This is a genomic window from Variovorax sp. 01N429 (genome assembly GCF_056399425.1).
In genome coordinates this window covers 165,619-189,285 of the sequence record NZ_JBFTRG010000001.1, presented here as the reverse complement: position 1 = coordinate 189,285, position 23,667 = coordinate 165,619, and the positions used below count along the sequence as shown (strand labels likewise).

Annotated in this window: 21 protein-coding genes; 16 read left to right on the top strand and 5 right to left on the bottom strand. The window is 63.6% G+C overall.

The features are described from left to right. Positions 1-42: 42 nt before the first annotated feature. Entirely contained in the window at positions 43-1,134 is a 1,092-nt protein-coding gene (gene ychF / locus AC1DSF_RS00920) for a redox-regulated ATPase YchF (protein ID WP_478124841.1), read from the top strand. A 24-nt stretch (positions 1,135-1,158) separates the two neighbouring features. Continuing rightward, entirely contained in the window at positions 1,159-1,833 is a 675-nt protein-coding gene (locus AC1DSF_RS00915; protein WP_478124840.1) for a glutathione S-transferase, read from the top strand. Between the two features lie 8 nt (positions 1,834-1,841). On the opposite strand, the gene AC1DSF_RS00910 is transcribed toward AC1DSF_RS00915, so the two are convergent. Beyond that, positions 1,842-2,312 carry a YqaA family protein gene (locus AC1DSF_RS00910; protein ID WP_478124839.1) on the bottom strand — a complete coding sequence of 157 codons (471 nt, stop codon included), beginning with the start codon at positions 2,310-2,312 and terminating at the stop codon, positions 1,842-1,844. Between the two features lie 179 nt (positions 2,313-2,491). On the opposite strand from AC1DSF_RS00910, the gene dusB reads away from it, so the two are divergent. From dusB to purH, 3 genes are read left to right on the top strand one after another with little or no spacing between them, the layout of a single operon-like run. After that, the gene (gene dusB / locus AC1DSF_RS00905; protein ID WP_478124838.1) at positions 2,492-3,541 is read left to right on the top strand and encodes a tRNA dihydrouridine synthase DusB; all 1,050 of its coding nucleotides are present in this window, start codon (positions 2,492-2,494) and stop codon (positions 3,539-3,541) included. Between the two features lie 35 nt (positions 3,542-3,576). Beyond that, positions 3,577-3,813 carry a Fis family transcriptional regulator gene (locus AC1DSF_RS00900; protein WP_093205644.1) on the top strand — a complete coding sequence of 79 codons (237 nt, stop codon included), beginning with the start codon at positions 3,577-3,579 and terminating at the stop codon, positions 3,811-3,813. A 6-nt stretch (positions 3,814-3,819) separates the two neighbouring features. Then, complete coding sequence (gene purH / locus AC1DSF_RS00895) at positions 3,820-5,391, top strand: bifunctional phosphoribosylaminoimidazolecarboxamide formyltransferase/IMP cyclohydrolase (protein ID WP_478124837.1); 1,572 nt, start codon at positions 3,820-3,822, stop codon at positions 5,389-5,391. A gap of 1 nt (position 5,392) precedes the next feature. On the opposite strand, the gene AC1DSF_RS00890 is transcribed toward purH, so the two are convergent. From AC1DSF_RS00890 to thiD, 3 genes are all read right to left on the bottom strand, one after another. Then, entirely contained in the window at positions 5,393-5,866 is a 474-nt protein-coding gene (locus tag AC1DSF_RS00890; RefSeq protein ID WP_478124836.1) for a hypothetical protein, read from the bottom strand. Positions 5,867-5,870: 4 nt separating this feature from the next. Beyond that, a complete protein-coding gene (gene hemL / locus AC1DSF_RS00885; RefSeq protein ID WP_478124835.1) occupies positions 5,871-7,157 on the bottom strand; it encodes a glutamate-1-semialdehyde 2,1-aminomutase in 1,287 nt (428 codons plus the stop codon). A 137-nt stretch (positions 7,158-7,294) separates the two neighbouring features. Beyond that, a complete protein-coding gene (gene thiD, locus AC1DSF_RS00880; protein ID WP_478124834.1) occupies positions 7,295-8,215 on the bottom strand; it encodes a bifunctional hydroxymethylpyrimidine kinase/phosphomethylpyrimidine kinase in 921 nt (306 codons plus the stop codon). 147 nt (positions 8,216-8,362) lie between these two features. Here thiD and AC1DSF_RS00875 point away from each other — a divergent pair, with 147 nt between their 5' ends. From AC1DSF_RS00875 to AC1DSF_RS00850, 6 genes are all read left to right on the top strand, one after another. Then, complete coding sequence (locus AC1DSF_RS00875) at positions 8,363-8,533, top strand: rubredoxin (RefSeq protein WP_007838397.1); 171 nt, start codon at positions 8,363-8,365, stop codon at positions 8,531-8,533. Between the two features lie 84 nt (positions 8,534-8,617). Beyond that, positions 8,618-9,013 (top strand): response regulator, encoded by a 396-nt coding sequence (locus AC1DSF_RS00870; RefSeq protein WP_478124833.1) that lies wholly within the window; start codon positions 8,618-8,620, stop codon positions 9,011-9,013. Then, on the top strand, positions 9,014-9,379 hold the full coding sequence (locus AC1DSF_RS00865; protein WP_478124832.1) for a response regulator: 366 nt from the start codon (positions 9,014-9,016) through the stop codon (positions 9,377-9,379). 25 nt (positions 9,380-9,404) lie between these two features. Further along, positions 9,405-9,950, top strand: coding sequence for a chemotaxis protein CheW (locus AC1DSF_RS00860; RefSeq protein WP_478124831.1), 546 nt, complete (start codon positions 9,405-9,407; stop codon positions 9,948-9,950). A gap of 205 nt (positions 9,951-10,155) precedes the next feature. Further along, on the top strand, positions 10,156-12,324 hold the full coding sequence (locus tag AC1DSF_RS00855) for a methyl-accepting chemotaxis protein (protein WP_478125275.1): 2,169 nt from the start codon (positions 10,156-10,158) through the stop codon (positions 12,322-12,324). Positions 12,325-12,342: 18 nt separating this feature from the next. After that, positions 12,343-18,402 carry an Hpt domain-containing protein gene (locus AC1DSF_RS00850; protein WP_478124830.1) on the top strand — a complete coding sequence of 2,020 codons (6,060 nt, stop codon included), beginning with the start codon at positions 12,343-12,345 and terminating at the stop codon, positions 18,400-18,402. 4 nt (positions 18,403-18,406) lie between these two features. Here AC1DSF_RS00850 and AC1DSF_RS00845 read toward each other — a convergent pair whose 3' ends face one another. Then, complete coding sequence (locus AC1DSF_RS00845; RefSeq protein ID WP_478124829.1) at positions 18,407-19,909, bottom strand: cryptochrome/photolyase family protein; 1,503 nt, start codon at positions 19,907-19,909, stop codon at positions 18,407-18,409. Here AC1DSF_RS00845 and AC1DSF_RS00840 point away from each other — a divergent pair. From AC1DSF_RS00840 to AC1DSF_RS00820, 5 genes are read left to right on the top strand one after another with little or no spacing between them, the layout of a single operon-like run. Further along, entirely contained in the window at positions 19,908-20,507 is a 600-nt protein-coding gene (locus AC1DSF_RS00840) for a YqgE/AlgH family protein (protein WP_478124828.1), read from the top strand. The two genes, AC1DSF_RS00845 and AC1DSF_RS00840, sit on opposite strands and share 2 nt — an antisense overlap. An 11-nt stretch (positions 20,508-20,518) precedes the next feature. Further along, entirely contained in the window at positions 20,519-20,932 is a 414-nt protein-coding gene (gene ruvX / locus AC1DSF_RS00835; RefSeq protein WP_478124827.1) for a Holliday junction resolvase RuvX, read from the top strand. Next, positions 20,929-21,426 carry a bifunctional pyr operon transcriptional regulator/uracil phosphoribosyltransferase PyrR gene (pyrR, locus tag AC1DSF_RS00830; protein WP_478124826.1) on the top strand — a complete coding sequence of 166 codons (498 nt, stop codon included), beginning with the start codon at positions 20,929-20,931 and terminating at the stop codon, positions 21,424-21,426. The genes ruvX and pyrR overlap by 4 nt, the downstream gene beginning before the upstream one ends. After that, a complete protein-coding gene (locus AC1DSF_RS00825; protein ID WP_478124825.1) occupies positions 21,426-22,388 on the top strand; it encodes an aspartate carbamoyltransferase catalytic subunit in 963 nt (320 codons plus the stop codon). Before pyrR ends, AC1DSF_RS00825 begins: the two co-directional genes overlap by 1 nt. Next, a complete protein-coding gene (locus AC1DSF_RS00820; RefSeq protein ID WP_478124824.1) occupies positions 22,385-23,659 on the top strand; it encodes a dihydroorotase in 1,275 nt (424 codons plus the stop codon). The genes AC1DSF_RS00825 and AC1DSF_RS00820 overlap by 4 nt, the downstream gene beginning before the upstream one ends. The last annotated feature ends 8 nt before the right edge of the window (positions 23,660-23,667 follow it).

Sequence of the window (23,667 nt, the reverse complement as noted above, 5' to 3'; positions counted from 1 at the left end):
TAAAATCGCCGATTCCCCCAAAGATTTCTGAAAGCCCCCGCCATGAGTCTCCAGTGCGGCATCGTCGGCCTGCCCAACGTCGGCAAGTCCACCCTCTTCAACGCGTTGACCAAGGCAGGCATCGCGGCTGAAAACTATCCCTTCTGCACGATCGAGCCGAACGTCGGCGTGGTCGAGGTACCAGACCCGCGGCTCGCCGAATTGGCGGAGATCGTGAAGCCCGAGCGCATCGTGCCGGCCATCGTCGAGTTCGTCGACATTGCGGGGCTTGTCGCKGGCGCAAGCCAGGGCGAAGGACTTGGCAACCAGTTCCTCGCCCACATCCGCGAAACCGACGCGATCGTGAACGTCGTGCGCTGCTTTGAAGACGACAACGTGATTCACGTCGCCGGCAAGGTCGACCCCATCTCCGATATCGAGGTGATCCAGACCGAACTGTGCCTGGCGGACCTGTCGACCGTCGAGAAAGCCTTGCACCGCCACACCAAGACCGCGCGCTCGGGCGACAAGGAGGCGATCAAGCTCGTCGCGCTGCTCGAAAAATGCCAGGCCGCGCTGAACGAGAACAAGCCGGTTCGTGCCGTCGAATTCAGCAAGGAAGACAAGCCGCTGATCAAGCAGTTCTCGCTGATCACGGCCAAGCCTGCGATGTTTGTCGGCAACGTCGCCGAAGATGGCTTCGAGAACAACCCGTTCCTGGATCGCCTGCGCGAATATGCGGCAGCGCAGAATGCGCCGGTCGTTGCCATCTGCGCCAAGATCGAGGCCGAACTCGCGGACATGGACGATGAAGATCGCAAGATGTTCCTTGCCGAGATCGGCCAAGAAGAGCCGGGCCTGAATCGCCTCATCCGCGCGGCTTATACGTTGCTCGGATTGCAGACTTACTTCACCGCTGGCGTGAAGGAAGTGCGAGCCTGGACCATCCACATCGGCGACACGGGCCCACAGGCGGCCGGCGTGATCCACACCGATTTCGAGAAGGGATACATCCGGGCCCAGACGATTTCCTTCAACGACTTTATTGCGTGCAAGGGTGAACAGGGCGCCAAGGACGCGGGCAAGATGCGCGCGGAAGGCAAGGAATACGTGGTCAAGGATGGCGACGTGATGAATTTCCTGTTCAGTTCCTGAAGCCTGCGCAGCATCAAGGCATTCATGATCACGGTCCATCACCTCAACAACTCGCGCTCGCAGCGCGTCCTCTGGTTGCTGGAAGAGCTGGCGCTTCCTTACGACATCGTGCATTACCAGCGCGACACTGAGACGATGCTCGCACCGCCGTCGCTGCGCGCAGTGCATCCGTTGGGGAAGTCGCCGGTGGTGACGACCGACGATGGGTTGACGCTCGCTGAATCGGGAGCCATCGTCGAAACCTTGATCGAGCGCTATGGCAACGGCAAGCTCGCTCCGGCCGCTGGCTCGCCTGAAGCCGTGCGCTATCGCTATTGGCTTCACTATGCAGAAGGTTCGGCCATGCCGCCGCTTCTGCTCAAGCTGATGTTCGACAGGGTCGAGAAATCCAGGATGCCCTTCTTCGCGAAGCCGATCGCAAAGGCCATCGCCCAAAAGGCCAAGACGGCGTTCATCATGCCGAACATCAAGAGCCATCTGGACTTCATGGAAGGTGAGCTCGGCAGGAGCGAATGGTTTGCAGGCGACGCGTTCACTGGAGCCGATATCCAGATGAGTTTTCCGGCGGAAGCCGCCGCCGTGCGCGGCGGGCTCAATGGCTCGCGACCCAGGCTGATGTCCTATCTCGAGCGCATTCATGCGCGGCCGGCCTATCAACGCGCGCTGGAGCGCGGTGGTCCGTACGGGCTCTTGAGCTGATCACGGCCTCAGCTCGGCCACATGTGCAGCAGCGCGACGGTCATTGTGATGTAGCGCGCGAACTTGCCAATGGCCATGTAGCCGAGGCAAGGCCAGAAGGGCAGCTTGAGCCAGCCGGCGACTGCGCAAAGGGGATCGCCGACGATCGGTAGCCAGCTCAGCAGGCACGCTTTCGGCCCGAGGCGTTCCAGCCAACCGAGCACGCGCAGATGGTGTTTCGAGTGCGAATATTTGTCGGCAACCTTGTGCGCGCCATAGCCCATCCACCAGTCGACGCCGCCGCCCAAGGTATTGCCGAGCGTCGCAATGAAGATCGCCGGCCAGAACAGTTCGGGGTTGAGCTTGAGTAGCCCGAACAGCACCGGTTCCGACCCGACGGGCAGCAATGTCGCTGATACGAAAGCGGCGATGAATACCGTGCTCAACCCATATTGAGGAAGCGCCAGGAGCGCCATGAGTGAGTCGAGCCAGTCTTGCATGTGCGCTGCAGTATAGAAAGCCGCAGACACAACGGCGTGTAGGTGCAAGTATGGATGCCAGGTGTTGCAGACACGCCATCTGGCCCCGGTCAAGGTGCAAATCGTTTCAGCCGGCACACCGCGCGGCCGCTACAATCGTGCCTCATTTTTCAGCAGCCCAGCGCGCGCGACTTCTCCCAATGACCTTGCACATCGGCAACATCGCGCTGGAAAACCGCCTGTTCGTCGCGCCCATGGCGGGCGTCACCGATCGGCCGTTTCGCATGCTGTGCCGCGAGCTCGGCGCAGGCTATGCAGTCAGCGAGATGGTCACGTCGCGCAAGGAACTGTGGGGCACTCTCAAGACCTCGCGCCGTGCAAATCACGATGGCGAGCCCGGCCCGATCTCGGTGCAGATCGCCGGCACCGACGCGGACATGATGTTCGAGGCCGCGCAATACAACATTGACCGTGGCGCACAGATCATCGACATCAACATGGGTTGCCCTGCCAAGAAGGTGTGCAACAAGTGGGCCGGTTCGGCGTTGATGCGCGACGAGCCGCTGGCGCTCGAGATTGCCGAAGCCGTGGTCAAGGCTGCTGCACCGCACAACGTCCCTGTCACGCTCAAGATGCGCACCGGATGGAGCGACGATCGTCGCAACGCGGTGACGCTGGCGCGGCGATTCGAGCAGGCCGGCGTGAAGATGCTCACCGTTCATGGGCGCACGCGCGAGCAGGGTTACAAGGGACATGCGGAGTACGACACGATCGCGGCGGTCAAGGCAGCGGTGTGCATTCCGGTCGTTGCCAACGGCGACATCACCTCACCGGAGAAGGCACGCGACGTGCTTGCCGCCACCGGCGCCGATGCGGTGATGGTCGGCAGGGCCGCGCAAGGTCGGCCCTGGATCTTTCGCGAGATCGCGCATTTTCTGGAAACGGGAACGCACCTTGCGCCGCCGCTGATCGCGGAGGTAAGGCGCCTGATGCTCGAGCATCTCCAACAGCACTACGCCCTCTACGGCGACTACAGCGGCGTTCGCACGGCGCGCAAGCACATCGGCTGGTATGTGCGTGCGCTTCCGGGCGGCGAGGAATTCCGCGGTGCGATGAACGCCATCGAAGATTGCGACGCGCAGCTGCGCGCGGTGGCCGGATTCTTCGACACGTTGGCAACCCGAATGGATCGCATCCCGCTTGCCGCGCTCGAGCCCTCGGACGAGCAGGTGGTCGACGCGCTGGCGTGAAGCAGGCAAGAACAAGAGGAGAAGAAGAGAAGGCCATGAGCAAGAAACACATTGAAGACTGTGTACGAACCAGTCTGGACAGCTATTTCCGAGATCTGCGAGGCACCGAGCCCGACGGCATGTACGACATGCTGGTTCGTGTCGTCGAAAAGCCGTTGCTCGATGTCGTGATGACACGCGCAGAGGGCAATCAATCAAAGGCCGCGCAATGGCTCGGCCTGAACCGCAACACGCTGCGCAAGAAGCTGGTCGAACACAAACTGCTGAAGTAACTCCTGATGAACGCACTGATTTCCGTTTCCGACAAGACCGGCATCCTCGAATTCGCCCAGGCGCTGCACGCGCTTGGCATCAAGCTGCTGTCGACCGGCGGCACCGCCAAGCTTCTGGCCGATGCCGGCCTTCCGGTCACGGAAGTGGCCGAGCTGACGGGCTTTCCCGAGATGCTCGACGGTCGCGTGAAGACCCTGCACCCGAAGGTGCATGGCGGCCTGCTCGCGCGTCGCGACCTGCCCGCGCACATGGCGGCCCTGAAGGAACACGGCATCGACACCATCGACCTGCTGGTGGTCAATCTATATCCGTTCGAAGCCACGGTAGCCAAGCCGGGTTGCACGCTGGAAGACGCGATCGAGAACATCGACATCGGCGGCCCGGCAATGGTGCGCAGCGCTGCCAAGAATTGGAAGGACGTCGGTGTGTTGACCGATGCATCGCAGTATCCGCGCGCACTGGCGGAGCTCAAGGCCGACGGCAAGCTCAGCGACAAGACCAAGTTCGCGTTTTCGGTCGCGGCCTTCAATCGCATCAGCCAATACGACGGGGCGATCAGCGACTATCTTTCGCGGATCCAGGAAGACGGCAATCACGCGTTGTTTCCGGCGCAAAGCAATGGCCGCTTCGTCAAGCTGCAGGATCTGCGCTATGGAGAGAATCCTCACCAGCAGGCCGCGTTCTACCGTGACCTGTATCCGGCACCGGGTTCGCTGGTCACGGCCACGCAGTTGCGAGGCAAGGAGCTCAGCTACAACAACATCGCCGACGCCGATGCCGCCTGGGAATGCGTGAAGAGTTTCGACACGCCCGCGTGCGTGATCGTCAAGCACGCCAATCCTTGCGGGGTCGCAACGGGCAACGATGTCCTGGAGGCCTACAGCAAGGCCTTCAAGACCGATCCCACGTCGGCCTTCGGCGGCATCATCGCCTTCAATCGCCCCTTGGACAGAGCGACCGCCGAGGCTGTCAGCAAGCAGTTCGTCGAAGTGTTGATGGCGCCGGGCTACGCGCCCGAAGCACTCGAAGTGTTCAAGAGCAAGGTCAATGTGCGCATCCTGCAGATCGCGCTGCCGCCTGGTGGCAAGACGGACTGGGACAACGGCCGCAACGCAGTGGACGTGAAGCGCATCGGCTCGGGGCTCTTGATGCAGACCGCCGACAACCGCGAACTGTCCATTGACGAACTCAAGATCGTGAGCAAGAAGCAGCCTACGCCGGAGCAGATGCAGGATCTCTTGTTCGCATGGAAGGTCGCAAAGTTCGTGAAGAGCAATGCGATCGTGTTCTGTGCACAGGGCATGACCATGGGTGTCGGGGCGGGGCAGATGAGCCGGCTCGACTCCGCGCGCATCGCGAGCATCAAGGCGCAGCATGCGGGTCTTTCGCTGTCGGGCACCGCGGTTGCAAGCGACGCCTTCTTCCCGTTCCGCGACGGACTCGACGTGGTCGTCGATGCGGGCGCCACCTCGGTCATCCAGCCCGGTGGCTCGATGCGCGATCAGGAAGTGATCGATGCCGCCAATGAGCGCGGCGTCGTGATGGTGCTCTCAGGCGTGCGTCACTTCAGGCACTGAGCTAGTCCTGGGCGGCGCCGAAGCGGTATTTCAGCTGAAAGCTGATTCCGCCGTAGAGCCGGTCCTTGATGCTGGGGATGATCGCCACGTTCAGACCCCAGTTTCGACCTTCGATCGCGGCAGTGGGAATCACCGCCGCGAACCACCCGCCGTTATTGGTCTTCGGGTAGCCATCAAAGCCGCCCACCACGGCACCGAGCTTCACGCCGTGGAATTCGAACGGCATGATGTACAGCCCCGCGTAGTGCGAGCGCTCGCGGTCGCTGTTGCGGAACAAGCCCGCGGTCAACGAATACGTTTCGTTGATCGGCCATTCGATTCCGACGCCTGGGTTTGCATCCTCCAGATCCTTGTTGCGATCGAAGTGCAGTGTGTAGAAGCCCGGATTGATCCAGACTTTGCCAAGATCCAACTCGGCACAGGCCAGGCCGGGCATGAGCAAGCTCGCGCCTGCAATCAGCGACAGCAGCTTCATGCGGCTACAGCGCCGCAAAAATCTGGCGTGCGGACTCGATGGTCTGCGCGATATCGGCGTCGCTGTGCGCAGCGCTCACGAAGCCTGCCTCGTAGAGCGCTGGCGCGATGTACACGCCGCGGTCGAGCAAGCCGTGGAACAGGCTGTTGAACCTGGCGCCATCGCTCTTCATCACGGCGGTGTAGTTCTGCGGGAGCGCATCGAGCAGGAAGAAGCCGAACATCCCGCCTTCGCTGTCGGCGCTGAACGGAACTCCTTCAGCGGCCGCCGCAGCCTTCAGTCCGTCGACAAGCGTGCGCGTCTTCTGCGACAACGCATCGAAGAAACCGGGCTTGGCCACTTCTCTCAACGTCGCGAGCCCGCAGGCCGTTGCCACAGGGTTGCCCGATAGCGTGCCGGCCTGGTACACCGGCCCGAGCGGCGCGAGCTGTTCCATGATCGCGCGAGGTCCGCCGAATGCAGCCAGCGGCATGCCGCCGCCGATGACCTTGCCCAGCACCGTGAGGTCGGGCGTGATCCCCAGCACGCCTTGCGCGCCGCGAGGGCCGACGCGAAAGCCCGTCATGACCTCGTCGAAGACCAGCAGGGCGCCGTTCTGAGTGCAAAGCTCACGGCATCGTTTCGCGAAAGCGGCGCTTGCGCGAACAAAGTTCATGTTGCCTGCGATGGCTTCGATCATCAGGCAGGCGATCTCGTGGCCGTGCAGCGCAAAGGCTTCCTCGAGCTGAGCGAGATTGTTGTATTCGAGCACCAGCGTGTGTTGCACGACTTCGGGCGGCACGCCGGCAGAAGTCGGATTGCCGAAAGTCGCCAGCCCCGAACCCGCCTTGACCAGCAGCGCGTCAGCATGGCCGTGATAGCAGCCTTCGAACTTGATGATGTATTTGCGGCCCGTGGCTCCGCGTGCGAGACGAAGCGCGCTCATCGCCGCTTCGGTCCCCGAGCTCACGAGGCGCACCATTTCCATGGACGGCACCAGCGCAAGGATGGCTTCGGCAAGTTCGATCTCGCGCTCCGTCGGCGCACCGAACGAAAAACCTTCGGTCACCGCGCGCTGTACAGCGTCGACCACGGTCGGATGCCCGTGCCCCAGAATCATCGGCCCCCAAGAGCCGATGTAGTCGATATAGCGCTTGTCGTCCGCATCCCAAAAATAAGCGCCCTGTGCTCGCTTGACGAAGCGCGGCGTCCCCCCGACTGCCCTGAACGCCCGCACCGGCGAATTCACGCCCCCCGGAATGACCGCGCGAGCGCGCTCAAAAAGAATCTCGTTCTGATCAGAATGTGCCATCCCCCAAGTATCTTCCAAGCGAACCAGCGAGCACCAGAAACACCGCGGAACCGGCTCCGCCGGGCCGCTGGTGTTGCCCCCGGTCAGGGGGAAGGCGAAGCGACACGCAGTGCGCGCAGCCTGGGGGCGAGCAACAGCTAGTGCCGAGTGTCGTGCGGCGGCAGCGCAAAGTCCGACGGAGAGGCTGGGTCGGCGTCCTCTTCTTCATCTTCAGGCTGCGCCCAGAAGAGGCGATCCGGAAGCACGTGGCCCATTCCCGGACGAAAGCCGGCGTCCAGACAGCGATCCATGTAGCTCAGCGCCTCGCTTGCGGCGGCGACGAGGTCCGTCCCGCTGGCGAGCAGTGCCGAGAGAGCGGCCGACAGCGTATCGCCCGCGCCTGCGAACACGGCATCGAGTCGCTCGTACTTCTCGCTCGCCAGAACCGATTGCGGCGACGCCAGCACGTTGTCGATGAACTGTTCGGGCAGGACCAGTCCGGTGACCAAGGTGTACGGAACCCCGAATTCACCCGCCGCCTTTGCCACGTCGCGGGCCGTGGGCGGCCGCTCCCCGCTCCACTCGGGCAGCAGCCAGCGCCAAAGAGTGCTGTGATTGCCGACGAGGACCGTCGTCTGCGGCAGCACCAGTTCGCGGAACGCATCGAGGTAGGCGTCGATCTGGTCGTCTTGCCACCACGAAAGGTTCGGCATGTAGGCGACGACAGGAACCTCCGGATAGTCCGTCGCCGTCTCGGCGACTGTGCTCAGGTTTTCCGGAGAGCCCACGAAGCCGATCTTGATCAGTTGCACTTCCACGTCTTCGAGGATCGATCGCGCCTGTTCGGCCACGGCTTCCTCGTCGAAAGCGAAGTGATCGAATATTTCGGCTGTGTCGCGCGCGTAGGCTCCGGTCACGACCGGCAGCATGTGGGCGCCGACGGAAGCCATCGCCACCGCGTCCGCGCCAAGGCCGCCGGCACCGCTTGGGTCGCTGGCATTGAAAACCAGCACGCAAGGCGGATTCAAATCGCTCTCTTCCGCGGCTTCATCGTTCGAGGGGTCGGTAAGATCGCTCACTTTGATCGTGCTCTGTTGGTAATGGGGAAGTCTTCATACTCAGGCAGGGCTCACCGGGATGGTGGCATATCTGAGACGCTTGTCACGAGTTTCTCGATACGTTTGGATACGATCGTTGCATTTGATGAACAGGGACCTTAAGCTGCGATGAATACGAAAACCTGGATGTGCCTGATTTGTGGGTGGATCTACGACGAAGCGGTCGGAGTACCAGAAGATGGTATTGCGGCCGGTACGGCGTGGGCAGATGTCCCGATGAACTGGACCTGCCCCGAGTGTGGGGCCCGCAAGGAAGACTTTGAAATGGTTGAGATCTAGAAGCATGGCATAGGGCCGCGCTTCCTGTGTTCCTTGTGGGAGCGCAGCGGTCTTCAAAGGTGTCAAAGAGGAGCGGTGCCAACAATGAGCGCGACTGGATCTGGTTACAAGGTGCTTGTCATCGACGACAGCAACACCATTCGGCGCAGCGCCGAGATCTTCCTCAAACAAGGCGGCCACGAAGTCCTCCTCGCGGAGGACGGCTTCGACGCTCTCTCCAAGGTGAATGACCACAAACCCCACCTGATCTTTTGCGACATCCTGATGCCACGCCTGGACGGCTATCAGACTTGCGCCATCATCAAGCGCAACTCGCATTTCTCGAATGTCCCTGTCGTGATGCTGTCTTCCAAGGATGGCGTCTTTGACAAGGCGCGTGGTCGGATGGTCGGCTCACAGGACTATCTCACCAAACCCTTCACAAAAGACCAACTGCTTCACGCCGTGCAGCAGTTCGGTATCGTTCAGGAAGCGCAGTAAATGCCCATTCGCAAAGTGCTCGTCGTCGACGATTCGAAGACCGAGCTGGTATTTCTTTCAGACCTTCTTCAGAAGAATGGCTTCTCGGTGAAGACGGCCGAAAACGCGGACGATGCCATGCGTCGCCTCGAAGAGGAGCAACCGGATCTGATCCTGATGGACGTTGTCATGCCGGGCCAGAACGGCTTCCAGCTCACCCGCGCGATTGCTCGCAACCCGCAATACGCGTCGGTTCCGATCATCATGTGCACCAGCAAGAACCAGGAAACCGACCGTCTCTGGGGCATGCGCCAAGGTGCAAGGGACTACATCGTCAAACCGGTCAATCCGGCTGAGTTGATCGCGAAGATCAGCGCGCTGGCCTGATTCCCGCAAGCGTTTCAACCATTCCATGGCCAACCGCGACGCTCTTCGCGCATTTCAGTCCCGGCTCGCCGGCCGTCTCCAGGCGGCGCGTACGTCAGGCGTCTCCGCATCGTGGCTTGCGGTCGAAGCGGGCGACGCAAATTACCTGTTTCCGCTCGGGCATGCGGGCGAGATTTTTCCGTGGACGTCTCCCGAGCCGGTGCCCTATACCGAGCCCTGGTTCCTCGGCGTGGCCAACCTCCGTGGTGGGCTGTTCGGTGTCATCCAGCTTTCTGCCTTCGTTTCGGGCGCAAACGCTGCCCCGGTCGCTGCCCCCGTCGCCAACGATGGCGCGCGCCCCCAGTCGCGGCTCGTCGCACTCAATGAAATGCTTGAAGTCAACTGCGCGTTGCTTATCGATCGGCTGGTTGGCTTGCGCGGTGTCGATGCTTTTGTTGCATCGCAAGCGCCGGAGGCGGACGGCCCGGCTTGGCTGGGCCATTCATATACAGACGCCGCTGGAGCGCGCTGGCAGGAAATCAACCTGCAAGCGCTCTCCCAGCAACCTCAATTTTTGAGCATAGGCGCCTGAGCGCTGCGCCCAGTACCGAATACAACCTGAAGGAACGACCGTGAGCTCGATCGCCGACAAGTTCAAGAAATTCCTGCCTGTCGCCGGCGGCGACGTCCGCATGGGGGCCGACAACGGCGCCACCCTGGCGCTCGACGGCATTGACACGATGCAGCCCCAGGACGAAAAAACGATGCTGATCCACAGGGACACGCCAGCGCCCGAAATGACCACGCACTCATCCGACGCCGAAACCACCGCGACACCCGCTGAAGATCCGGCGCCGCCGGTCGAAGCGACGCCGGACGTTGCCGCTGCGAGCCCCACGCGAACCGAGCGCTCGAGGCGCACCCAGCGTTCGAATCCCGCCCGGCAGCAGCGGATTCTCGCGTTGGCACTGGCCGCCGTGGTGCTGTTGCTGCTGCTGGTTGCCGGCTCCGCCATCCTGCGCGCCGAACGGCTTGCGCAACAGGTGGCCGCCACCGGCCAATCGCTCATGCAATCGCAGCGGCTGGCCAAATCCGTCTCCCAGGCCCTCGTGGGCAACGTGGCTGCCTTCGCCGAAGTGAAGGACAGCTCGGATGACCTGACGCGCCGCGTACAAGGTCTCGCAAACGGCGACGACGCGATCAAGCTCGAGCGCGTCGGCAGTCAGTACGACGCCGAACTGGGCAAGATCACGCCGCTGGTCGAGCGGGCGGACAAGAGCGCCAAGGCCGTGTTGGCTCAGCAGCAGATCCTGACGCAGGTCGGCAACGCCTTGCGTGACATCAATCGCCAGTCTTCGGATCTTCTGGAAATGGCTGAAACCGTGGCCTCGCTCAAGATGCAGCAGAACGCCACGTTGCCCGAGATTTCCGCTGCAGGCCAGCTTGTGATGCTGACGCAGCGCATCGGCAAGTCGGCCAACGAATTCCTCACTGTCGAAGGCGTGAGCCCCGATGCCGTGTTCCTGCTCGGCAAGGACCTGAACTCCTTCCAGGAAATCTCGCGGGGCTTGCTTGACGGAAGCGCGCAGCAACGCCTGCCTGGTACGCGCGACCCGCAGACGCGTCAGCAGCTCGAAGCCATCTTGAAAACGTACGAACAGACTCGCACGCAAGCCAGCGCGATTCTGGGCAATCTGCAAGGCCTGGTCGCCGCTCGCGAAGCGCAAGCGGCCATCCTTGCAGACAGCGAACCCCTTCGCACTTCGCTTGGCGACCTGCAGGACAAGCTCTCGGCACGCACCGGCCTTGGCGCGGGTACCGTCGTCATGCTGTTCGTGCTGTCGCTGGCCGCACTGGCCCTCGCGGGCGCAATCGGTTTCGTGCAGGTTCGCGAAGGCCGCGAACGTGCCGCCGCAGCCGAGCGCGACCGGCTCGAAGCCGAACGTGCGAGCGAAGATGCCACCCGCGTCAATGCGGCGAACCAGGCGGCGATCTTGCGTCTCATGAACGAACTGCAGACGGTTGCCGAGGGCGACCTCACGCAGGAAGCCACGGTGACCGAGGACATCACCGGCGCCATCGCCGATTCGGTGAACTACACGGTGGAAGAACTTCGCTTGCTCGTTGGCAACGTTCAGAACACGGCCACACGCGTGGCGCAAACGACCTCGCAGGTTGAAAGCACGTCGACCGAACTGCTTGCCGCCTCAACAGAACAGCTGCGCGAGATTCGCGAAACGGGCCAGTCGGTGCTCACGATGGCCGAGCGGATCAACGGAGTGTCTTCACAAGCGCAGGAATCGGCCACGGTGGCGCGCCAGTCGCTGCAAGCCGCTTCGTCGGGCTTGCAGGCCGTGCAGAACGCAATTGGCGGCATGAACTCGATTCGCGACCAGATCCAGGAAACCTCCAAGCGGATCAAGCGCCTGGGCGAATCGTCGCAAGAGATCGGCGAAATCACCGAGCTGATCTCAGACATTACTGAGCAGACGAACGTGCTGGCGCTCAACGCAGCCATCCAGGCGGCTTCCGCCGGCGAAGCGGGCCGCGGCTTCTCGGTGGTTGCCGAAGAAGTGCAGCGACTGGCTGAACGTTCCGCTGACGCCACGCGCCAGATCTCGGCGCTCGTGAAGGCGATTCAGACCGACACACAGGATGCGGTCGGCGCCATGGAGCGCTCCACGCAGGGTGTGGTCGAAGGGGCCAAGCTTTCCGACAATGCGGGTACCGCGTTGTCCGAGATCGACCGTGTGTCGCGCCGCCTTGCGGATCTGATCGAGCAGATTTCGCAATCGGCCTCGCGCGAAGCTGATTCCGCCAATGTCGTGGCTGCCAACATCCAGCACATCTTTGCCGTGACCGAGCAGACCGGTGAAGGCACTCGCACCACTGCACAGCAGGTCCGCGAGCTTTCGCACATGGCTGAGGAGTTGCGCCAGTCCGTGTCTCGTTTCAAGATTTCGTAAAAACGCAGAGCCCCCAACGTGTCGATTCAAAGCCCTGCAACCGCCCACACCGCCGGCAACGCACCGGCGACAGAGGATCTTGGGCCGTTGGCCTGGGTCCTTGGAGAAATCCAGAAATCGCTCGACGGTGTAGGCAAGTCTCTGCGGCGCTTCGCCCGAGACGCCGCGGCTGCCGCGCCTGGAACCGAGATCGACACGATGCCCGTGCGGCTGGCACGCCAGCAACTGCATCAGGCCGTCGGCGCATTGCAGATGGTGGGCCACACCGCGCCTGCACTCGTGCTGGGTGCGATGGAGTTCGCAGTCCAGAGCTTTGTGACCGAGCCTTTGCGCTGCACCGAAGCGGCAGTGGTCAAGATCGATCGCGCGGGCTTCGCGGTCGCGGACTTCCTGAACGCGGTGATTGCAGGCAAGGTCGTCTCTTCGGTCGCTCTTTTCCCGCAATACCGCGAAGTGCTGGAACTGGTCGGCAACGAGCGCGTGCATCCGGCCGATCTCTGGAGCATGAGCTGGCGCTGGGTCGAGATCAAGCCGGCACCGACGCAGACTGCATTGGTGTATGACCCCGCCGTCCGGTCGAAGCTCGACCGCGAAGTGCTGCAGGTGGTCAAGAGCGGCGACGACCATGCCGCGCGCCGACTTCAGGCCTTGTGCCTCGGACTCGGCCGAGGCGCTTCGATGCCGAGGGTCGCCAGTTTCTGGACGCTTGCCGCAGGCTTCTTCGAGGCACTCGCGCTGGCACTCATTCCGGCGGACAGTCACGTCAAGCGCGCAGCATCGCGCGTGCTTCTGCAATACGCCACTCTTGCTCGCGGGGACAACACTGTCTCGGATCGCCTCGGACAGGACCTGTTGTTCTTCTGCGCCCAGGCGGTTCCTGGGCCGAAGGACGAAGCCGCCACCCTGCGCGCCGTTCGCGCTGCCTGGGGTGTCGCCAACGAACAGACGGTCGACTACACGATCGAGCAATTCGGCCGCTTCGATCCGCTGATGTTGGCGCAAGCGCGCAAGCGCATCGAAGCCGCCAAGGAAATGTGGTCGGCTCTGTCGGGCGGCGACGTGACCCGGACGCGGCAGGTGGTCGACACTTTCGCGCAACTCGGCGAATCGCTGCAGAAGCTGCATCCACCGAGCATGCCGATGGTGCAGGCGCTCAACAACGCTGTCGACGCATCCATGAGAAGCGGCCAGGCACCCAGCACCGAACTCGCGATGGAAGTCGCCACGTCCGTTCTGTACCTGGAAGCAGCTTTCGAGGATCTCGATCCGCAGGATCGGCAGCTGACCGCACGCACCGTGCAACTCGCCGGACGGATCGAACGCGCGCGCGATGGCGGCCGTTCGGAACCGCTCGAGCCATGGATGGAGGAGCTGTATCGCCGCGTGAGCGACCGCCAGACGATGGGCACCGTCGTCAGCGAGCTTCGCAGCCACCTGAGCGAACTTGAAAAATCGCTCGACCAGTTTTTCCGCCGCCCCACCGAAAAGGGCCTGCTCCGCACAGTGCCCGGGCAGCTCCTGCAAATGCGCGGGGTGTTTTCGGTCCTCGGTCTGGATCAAGCGGCGCAAACGGTGCAGCGCATGCGCGAGAACGTCGATCAGCTTCTTGCTGAAGAGTCGCCAGTCGACGAGATCCGCGCCTTCGATTCGCTCGGCAACAACCTGGGCGCCCTAGGTTTCCTGATCGACATGCTGAGCTACCAGCCCGCGCTGGCCAAGCGGCTGTTCGTGTTCGACTCTGAAATCGGCGAGCTCAAGCCGCTCATGGGGCGGCAGGGCGCCGAAGGCGGCGCAACGGAAGCGGCGGCACCGGTGTCGTTCGCGTCCGCGTCGGGCACAGTCGCTCCCACCGAGGCTGTCTTGAGTGTCGAGGAAGTCGACGCCCAGATCGCGGCCAAGCTCGCCGCGCTTGCCTCACCCGGCACGCGCAAGCCGCCGCCTTCGCCCATCGAGGAATTCAGCCGGGCAACCACCAGCTGGACCTCCAAGATTACCGGCCCCGCGCCACTGGAAGCGCTGCCCGATACCGAAGTCACGGAGCTGGAGGAAGACGATCTCCAGAACATCTTCCTCGACGAAGCGCGGGAAGTGCTCCACAACGGATTGGCGGCAGTCTCGGCGCTTGGCGCACGGCCGACCGACGAAGGCGAACTGACCGTCCTGCGGCGTGCATTCCACACCCTCAAGGGCAGCTCGCGCATGGTCGGGCTGATGGACTTCGGCGAAGCCGCCTGGTCGCTGGAGCAGGTGCTGAATACCTGGCTGGCCGACGAGCGCCCGGCGACGTCCGAATTGCTCGAGGGCACCCGTACCGTGCTGCGCGATTTCGCGACGTGGGTCGAGGCTATTGCCTCGGGCGAAGCTCACGAATGGCATTCGGCGCCCTTCATCGCCATCGCCGAGGCGCTGCGCACAGGCGAGCCGCTCGCTCCGCCGGCTCGCGTCGCGGACGTGGACGCATTGGTCGCGGCCGCGCGCCACATCGCTGCTGAATCCGAGCCGGTTCCGGCGCCGGCGGCCGAACCGCTGCCGCTGCCCGCAATGCCGGTGATGCCCGATCTGCCGGACCTCAGTCTCGACTTCGGTGCGCCCGAGGAGCTTGGCGAACCGCCGGCTGCAGAGGGCGCCGAACACGCGGAACGCATTGAAGAGCCGAATTCCGACAACGGCTTTGCTTCGACTGATTTTCTCGACTTCGATGCGAAGCCAGAGCCGCCGTCCGAAGAAGCGACCCCGCTGGGAGACATCGAAGACGTCGACTTTCTCGAGACCATGCACACATCGATCGAGCCTTCGCTCGCCGGTGTGGCTCGCTCGGAGAGTGCAGCACCTGAGCCCGAAGCCGAAGCCGAACCCGAGCTCCAACCCGAATGGCTGGCTGTGCCCGAGACGGCACAAGCCCCGGCGATGGAACTTGCCGCGGAAACTCCGAAGCCCGACTCTGCGGCGGAGCTGTCTTTCGAGCTGACCCTGGAGCCGGAGGCCGAGGCGCTGCCGGAGCTGGCGTCCACGCCGGTGCCCGAACCGGAGCCGGAAGCATCGATAGAACCCGCCGTCGAGACGTTGCCTGCAGAGGTCGAGACTGTTTCGACGGACGCCCAGGCGCCGATCGAGGCTCCGCCGGAGGCACCTTCGATTGCCGCCGCGCCGAGCGCGGAGGAGCAGGTCAAGGTCATTGGACCTTTGCGCATCGGCATCGCGCTCTACAACGTCTACCTGAACGAGGCCGACGAGTGGTCTCGCCAACTCGCAACCGAAGTCGGCGAATGGGCGCTCGAGTCCCATCAGCGCGTGTCCGACTCGACCATCGGTCTTGCGCATTCGCTGGCCGGGAGTTCCGCAACGGTCGGCTTCCATAGCCTGTCTGGCATGGCGCGTTCCTTCGAGGCCGCGCTGCAGCATCTGCAGATGCAAGGCAGGGGAACGCCGGCACAGGGTGCTGTGCTTGTGGCTGCGGCCGAAGAACTCCGGCGCCTGCTCCACCAATTTGCGGCAGGTTTCCTCAAGGATCCAGCCGAAGCAACGCTGCTGGCCTTGCGCGACGTCGCGGCCTCGCAACTCGCCGCAGAGCCGCCAGAAGTCAAGGCTGTGCCGCCGCTGCACATCGTGCGCGAGGCTGCAGCCGATGTAGCGCTGGATGATTCCGACGAAGGCCTGGACGTCGCGGACGCAGTCGACACTGACTTGTTCCCGATCTTCGAGGAAGAGGCTGCCGAATTGCTGCCTCAACTGGGCGGCGCGCTGCGCGAGTGGTCTCAGCGTCCTGACGATGCGGCGTCGCGCTCCTCGGCGTTGCGCACGCTCCACACGCTCAAGGGCAGCGCACGCCTCGCTGGTGCAATGCGCCTGGGCGAACGGGCCCACCGCATGGAGTCCGAGATCGAGGCGATCGCCCTCGACGGGGCCGACCAGCGGTCGATCGAGCAACTGTTGACTCGCTTCGATGCTTTGCAAGCAACCTTCGACAGCCTGCGGGCTGAGGACGATGCCATCCAGACGGACCTGGTCCGGCGCGCCATCGTCGCGACGCCCGAGCACAAGGTCGACGAACACGAGCGGGAGCATGCCGCCGAGGCCCAGCCGTCTGTCGCAAAGACAGAAGCAGGGACTGAAGCGGAAAGCGCGGCGATCGCCGTACCCGCAGACCGCTCGGGCGTTGCCATACCTTCGCCTTCGGCGCTCACGCCGTTGCGCGCAGTGTCCAGCCAGGCGGTGCGCATCCGCACCCACCTGCTCGACCGCTTGGTCGCACAGGCCGGCGAAGTCATCATCACGCGTTCGCGGCTGGAAGCCGAACTGGGACAGTTGCGCAGTTCGCTGAGCGACCTGACCGGCAACCTGGACCGCCTGCGGCAGCAGTTGCGCGACATCGAGGTCCAGGCGGAAAGCCAGATGCAATCGCGTCTGGCCCAGGCGAAGGATTCACAGCAGGGCTTCGATCCACTCGAATTCGACCGGTTCACGCGCGTGCAAGAACTGACTCGCATGATGGCCGAGTCGGTCAACGACGTGGCGACGGTTCAGCGCACGCTCCAGAAGACGGTTCAAGCAACCGAAGACGACTTGAGCGCACAGGCGCGCCAGACGCGCGAACTGCAGCGTGGCCTGCTGCGCACGCGCATGGTGGAGTTCGAAGGCATCTCGGAGCGCCTCTACCGCGTGGTGCGCCAAGCGTCCAAGGACACCGGCAAGCAAGTGCGGCTGGACATCACCGGCGGCTCGATCGAAATGGATCGCGGCGTTCTCGACCGCATGACGCCGGCCTTCGAACACCTCCTGCGCAATTGCGTCGCGCACGGTATCGAGGATGCCGCGGCTCGCGAAAGCGCCGGCAAGGATGCAAGCGGGCTGATCACCATCGAACTGCATCACGAGGGCAACGACGTCTCCGTGAGCTTCCGGGATGACGGCGCCGGACTCAACTACGAGCGCATCGCTATTCGGGCTCGCGCCTTGGGGCTCATTGCGGACGGTCAGCAGCTCAGCCATGACGAAGCGGCTGAGTTGATTTTCCAGCCCGGCTTCTCCACGGCCGCCCAGGTGTCGGAACTGGCCGGCCGCGGAATCGGCATGGATGTCGTGCGGGCGCAGGTGGCAGCGCTTGGCGGACGGATCGAAACTCACAGCAAGTCGGGCGAGGGCACCACCTTCAAGCTGGTGCTGCCGCTGACTACCGCCGTGACGCACGTGGTCATGATGCGTGCCGGCACCGTCACGATCGGTGTGCCTTCCAACTTGATCGAACTGGTGCTGCGCGCGAACGCATCCGATCTCGAAAAGGCGTATCTGGATCAGCGCTATGCCTTCGGTGGCGAGCAGGTGCCGTTCTTCTGGGCGGGCGCGCTGTTGCAGTCCTCGGCGGGCAGCGACCGCGCTGCGGGCAAGGCCAACACCATCGTCATCGCCCGAAGCGCCGCACAACGCGTCGCGCTCCACGTGGACGAAGTTCTGGGCAACCAGGAAGTGGTCGTCAAGAATCTCGGGCCGCAGCTTTCTCGCCTGCCAGGGATGGCCGCGATTTCGGTGCTGACCTCGGGTGCCGTCGCGTTGATCTACAACCCGGTCGCACTCGCCGCGATCCACGGTGAAAGAGCCCGCGCGCTGCAGGCGACCGCCGGCCGCCATGGGGCGTCCCAGGACGGACGCGGGGCGGAACCCGCTGCACCTGCAGCCAAGGCTCCATCGCAAGTCCCGCTGGTGCTGGTAGTGGACGATTCCATCACGGTGCGGCGCGTCACCCAGCGTTTGCTGCAGCGCGAGGGATATCGCGTGTCGCTCGCGGCCGACGGTCTGCAGGCGCTCGAACGCCTGCAGCAGGAGCGGCCTGCCGTCGTGCTGTCGGACATCGAGATGCCGCGCATGGATGGCTTCGACCTGGCGCGCAACATCCGTGCGGACGCTTCGCTGGCCGATCTGCCGATCATCATGATCACTTCGCGCATCGCTGAAAAGCATCACGACCATGCGCGCGCGCTGGGCGTCAACCACTATCTGGGCAAGCCGTACTCCGAAGAGGAGCTGTTGCGTCTGGTGCGCAGCTACACCGGCGTCGACTTGCCGGTCGCGTTGGCCGCCTGACGCGTCAGCGCGTCTCGTGCGGCGTCTGCCGCACGACGGCGTAGCGCTGCAGCGTTCGCTCACGCGCTTCAGCGTGGTCGACGATGGGCTTGGGGTAGTCAACCCCAAGCTTCAACCCTGCGGCCTCCAGTTCGAGCGGCTTCGCTTCCCATGGCGCATGGATTGAGGCGTTGGACAGCTTTGCGAGTTTCGGCAGGTACCGGCGGATGAACTTGCCTTCAGGGTCGAAGCGCTCGCTCTGGGTGACCGGGTTGAAGATCCTGAAATAGGGTTGCGCGTCGCACCCGCTCGAACTCGCCCACTGCCACCCGCCATTGTTCGATGACAGCTCGAAGTCATTGAGATGCACCGCGAAGTAGTGTTCGCCGCGCCGCCAGTCGATACCGAGGTCCTTGCAGAGAAAGCTGGCAACCACCATTCGCAGCCGGTTGTGCATGTAGCCGGTCTGGTTGATCTGAGCCATTGCCGCGTCGATCAGCGGATAGCCGGTTTGTCCGTTGCACCATGCGTCGAACTGGGCGTCGGCGTGCTTGCCGTGGTGCCACTGGATCTTGTCGTATTCGGGCCTGAAGCTGCGTGATTCTCCATTGCTCGCCACATGCGGGTTGTGCGCCAGGATCTGAAAATAAAAATCGCGCCAGATGAGTTCGCCGAGCCATGTCGCGGCGCCCTCGTTGCCTTGGAGCGAAAGCTGGTGCGCAACGCCTGCAAGCTGGCGGATCGAGACCGTGCCGAAGCGCAGGTGCACGCCCAGGTAGCTCGGGCCGCGCACGGCGGGGTAGTCGCGCGCCGCGCGGTAGCGATCCATGCGCTGAACGAAATCATTGAACAGCGCAGCGCCGCCCTGGCTGCCGGTCGGAATGTCGATGTCCGCGAGATTGCTTTTCTCGAAGCCGAGCTCAGTCAGCGTCGGCACCGGCGACTGAAACCTTTCCGGCGCGACAGTCAGCGCGTCAGCGTGGCTGCGGGTCGGATACGGCTTCAGATAGAAGTCGTCGAGCTTGGCGAGCCATGCACGCTTGTAAGGCGTGAAGACCGTGTACGGCTGCCCGGCATGCGTCAGCACCTCGTCACGGTCGAAGATGGCCTGGTCCTTGTAGCTATGAAAGGCGATTCCGGCGTTGGCCAACCCGCCCAGCACCTTGGCGTCGCGTGCAAGCGCCGCCGGCTCATCATCGCGATTCGCGAAGACGGCCTGGACTTCGAGCGAACGCGCCAGCTCCGGGATCTCGTCCTCTGCTGTTGCATGGCGAACGATCAGCGATCCGCCCTGGGCGCGAAGCTCCGTTTCGAGCTCGACCAGCGATTCGCGGATGAACTCGACGCGGCGATCCACGCGCGGGAGCGGATCGAGGATCGGGCGGTCGAAAACGAACACGCAGACGACCTGCCGGCACGTTCGCAGCGCCTGGTAGAGCGCGGCGTTGTCGTCCAGACGCAAATCGCGGCGAAACCACATCAACCCCTTCGGATAGATCTTGTCGACGGCCAGTAAAATCGGTGGCATGGCTTTCGATTCTGCCCCGATGAACCTTACGCATCATTTCCTGATTGCGATGCCGGGTCTGGAAGACAAGGCCTTCAATCGCAGCGTTGTCTATCTCTGCGAACACAGCGAGCGCGGCGCGCTCGGCCTCGTGATCAACAAGCCCAGCGACATCAATCTCGGCGTGCTGTTCGAGAAGATCGAACTGCATCTCTCCAGCCCGGAACTGGGTAACGCACCCGTGTTCCAGGGTGGCCCCGTGCAGACTGAGCGCGGCTTCGTCCTTCATGAACCTGTCTTTGCCCACGAGGACAAACCGAACGAGTCCGTCTATGCATCGACCATGACCATCCCTGGCGGCCTGGAAATGACGACGTCCAAGGATGTACTGGAGGCGCTCGCCACCGGCGCGGGGCCGCGCAAGGTGCTGGTGTCGCTCGGCTATGCCGCCTGGGGCGAGGGCCAGCTCGAATCCGAACTGGCTGAGAACAGCTGGCTGACGGTCGGCGCCGATCCGGCCGTGATCTTTGATACGCCCATCGAGCAGCGCTACGACAAGGCCCTGTCGCTTCTGGGCCTGCAGGCTTGGACCCTGTCGCCCGACGCGGGGCATGCATGAGCGTTTCGGCGATGCCTGACGCTGCCCCTTCGGTCCCTTCCCATTTCCAAACCTTCCTGGCTTTCGATTTCGGCCAGAAGCGCACCGGCGTCGCCAGCGGCAATCGTTTGCTGAAGACCGCGACGCCGCAGCCGACCATCAAGGCCGAAGGCGACGCGCGCTTTGCACAGGTGCAGGCGCGCATCGGCGAATGGCAGCCCGACGCGCTGGTGGTTGGTGTTCCCTATCATCCCGACGGGGCGCCGCATGAAAACACCCGTGCCGCCCAGCGCTTCGCGCGTCAACTGCACGGCCGCTTCAAGCTGCCGGTGTACGAGGTCGACGAACGCTACAGCACCACGGAGGCGCTCGCCTCGGGTGCGCGCGATGCCGACGCCGCGTCGGCCTGCATCATTCTTGAACAGTTCCTGAGGAGCCTTCCGTGAACTCCATCCCTGACGCCGAAGCGCTCTACCTCGGGTTGCTGCGCGGCGTGAAATCCCTGATGCGCGAGGACACTCGCCTCGTCGGCATCACATCGGGCGGCGCCTGGCTCGTGGAGCGCCTGCAAAAAGACCTGGGCCTGCCCGGCGCGCCGGGTGTGATTTCGTCGGCCATGCACCGCGACGATTTCGCCCGGCGCGGCTTGTCCGCAAGCGCGCAGACGTCGCTCCCTTTCGATGTCAACGGCGCCGATGTGCTGCTGCTCGATGACGTGCTCTACACCGGACGGACGATTCGGGCCGTGCTCAATGAATTGTTCGACTTCGGCAGGCCGGCGCGCGTACGGCTGGCGGTGCTGATCGATCGCGGCGGCCGTGAGCTACCTGTGGCCGCTGATTTCGCCGCCCAGAAACTCGAACTGCCTGCCACGCAGTTGCTTGCACTGGCCCGCGGCAACACCGGTGCCTTCAGTTTCAAGGTGGAGGAGAACGCTTGATGCTCTACAAACGAAATCCCCAACTCAACAAGAACGGCGAACTGATTCACCTGCTCTCGATCGAGGGTTTGCCCAAGGACATCGTCACCCATATCCTCGACACCGCCGCGAACTTCACCAGCGTGAGCGACCGGGAGGTCAAGAAGGTGCCATTGCTGCGCGGCAAGAGCGTGTTCAACCTGTTCTTCGAGAACTCGACCCGCACGCGGACCACTTTCGAGATCGCGGCCAAGCGCTTGTCTGCGGACGTCATCAATCTCGACATTGCCCGCTCCTCGGCGACCAAGGGTGAATCGCTACTCGACACCATCGCCAACCTGAGCGCAATGGCGGCCGACCTGTTCGTCGTTCGCCACAGCGAGTCCGGCGCGCCTTACCTGATCGCGCAGCATGTGGCGCCGCATGTGCACGTCGTGAATGCCGGCGATGGTCGTCATGCGCACCCGACGCAGGGGCTGCTCGACATGTACACGATCCGCCACTACAAGAAGGACTTCACGAACCTCACGGTAGCGATCGTCGGCGACGTCCTGCATTCGCGTGTGGCGCGCTCCGATATCCATGCGCTCACCACGCTGGGCTGCGCTGAAGTTCGGGTGGTCGGCCCAAAGACGCTGGTGCCCGGCGATCTTGCGCAGATGGGTGTCCGCGTCTGCCACACGCTCCAAGAAGGCATCAAGGACTGCGACGTCGTCATCATGCTGCGGCTGCAGAACGAGCGCATGAGCGGTGCGCTGCTGCCTTCGTCGCAGGAATTCTTCAAGACCTACGGCCTCACCCCCGAGAAATTGCAGTTGGCAAAGCCTGATGCGATCGTGATGCATCCGGGGCCCATCAACCGCGGCGTGGAGATCGACTCCGCGGTGGTCGATGGCCGGCAAAGCGTGATCCTGCCGCAGGTCACTTTCGGCATCGCGGTCCGGATGGCCGTGATGAGCATCGTTGCAGGGAACGAAGCATGAGCAATCTTCTGATCACCAACGGTCGCGTCATCGACCCTGCCTCCAAGCTTGATCGCATGGCTGACGTCGCAATTGCCGACGGAAAGATTCTCGCCATCGGCAACGTCTCCAGCGAGTTTCGCGCCGACCGCACGCTCGATGCCCAAGGGTGTTGGGTGGTGCCGGGTCTGGTCGACTTGGCTGCGAGGTTGCGCGAACCCGGCTACGAGCACGAGGGCATGCTCGAAAGCGAAATGGCCGCCGCAGTCGCTGGCGGCGTCACGAGCCTGGTCTGTCCGCCCGACACAGACCCGGTGCTCGACGAGCCGGGCTTGGTCGAGATGCTCAAGTTCCGCGCCGAGAAACTGCAGAGAGCTCGCCTCTTCCCGCAGGGAGCGCTGACGCGCGGGCTGGCCGGCGAAGTGTTGACCGAAATGGCCGAGCTGACCGAGGCCGGCTGCATCGGCTTCGGCCAAGCCGAAGTCCCTTTTGGCAACACACAGGTGCTTCAGCGCGCGCTGCAGTACGCCAGCACCTTCGGATACACGGTCTGGCTGCGCCCCCAGGAGCGCGATCTGGGCAGGGGCGTTGCTGCCAGCGGTCCGCTGGCGACCCGCCTGGGCTTGGCGGGAGTGCCCGTGGCAGCCGAGACGATCGCCATCTTCACCATCATCGAACTCATGCGTAGCACGGGAGCGCGCGTGCACCTGTGTCGCCTGTCGAGCGCCGCCGGCGTGGAGCAGGTGCGCGCGGCCAAAGCCGAAGGCCTGGCGCTGACCTGCGATGTGAGCATCAATTCGCTGCATCTGGTCGATACCGACATCGGCTATTTCGACAGCCGGGCGCGCCTCAATCCGCCATTGCGCCAGCAGCGGGACCGCGACGGGCTGTCGGCCGGGTTGGCCGACGGAACCATCGACGCGCTGGTGTCCGATCACACGCCCGTCGAAGCGGACGCCAAGACCCTTCCCTACGCCGAGAGCGAGGCTGGTGCGACGGGCCTTGAATTGCTGCTGCCGCTCGCGCTGCAGTGGGGCGAGCAAAGCGGTGCGGGGCTGTCGCGTGCGATCGAGGTCGTCAGCGCCGCGCCCGCGCGCCTGATCGGCTTCGCAGGTGCGGGTCGCCTGGCCGAGGGTGGTGCCGCTGATTTGTGCGTGGTCGACCCCGCTTACGAATGGCAAGTCACGCCCGACGCGCTCAGGAGCCAAGGCAAGCACACGCCCTTCGGCGGCTATGCCATGCACGCACGTGCCCGCTACACGCTGGTGGACGGACGCGTCGTTCACGGCTGACCCGCACG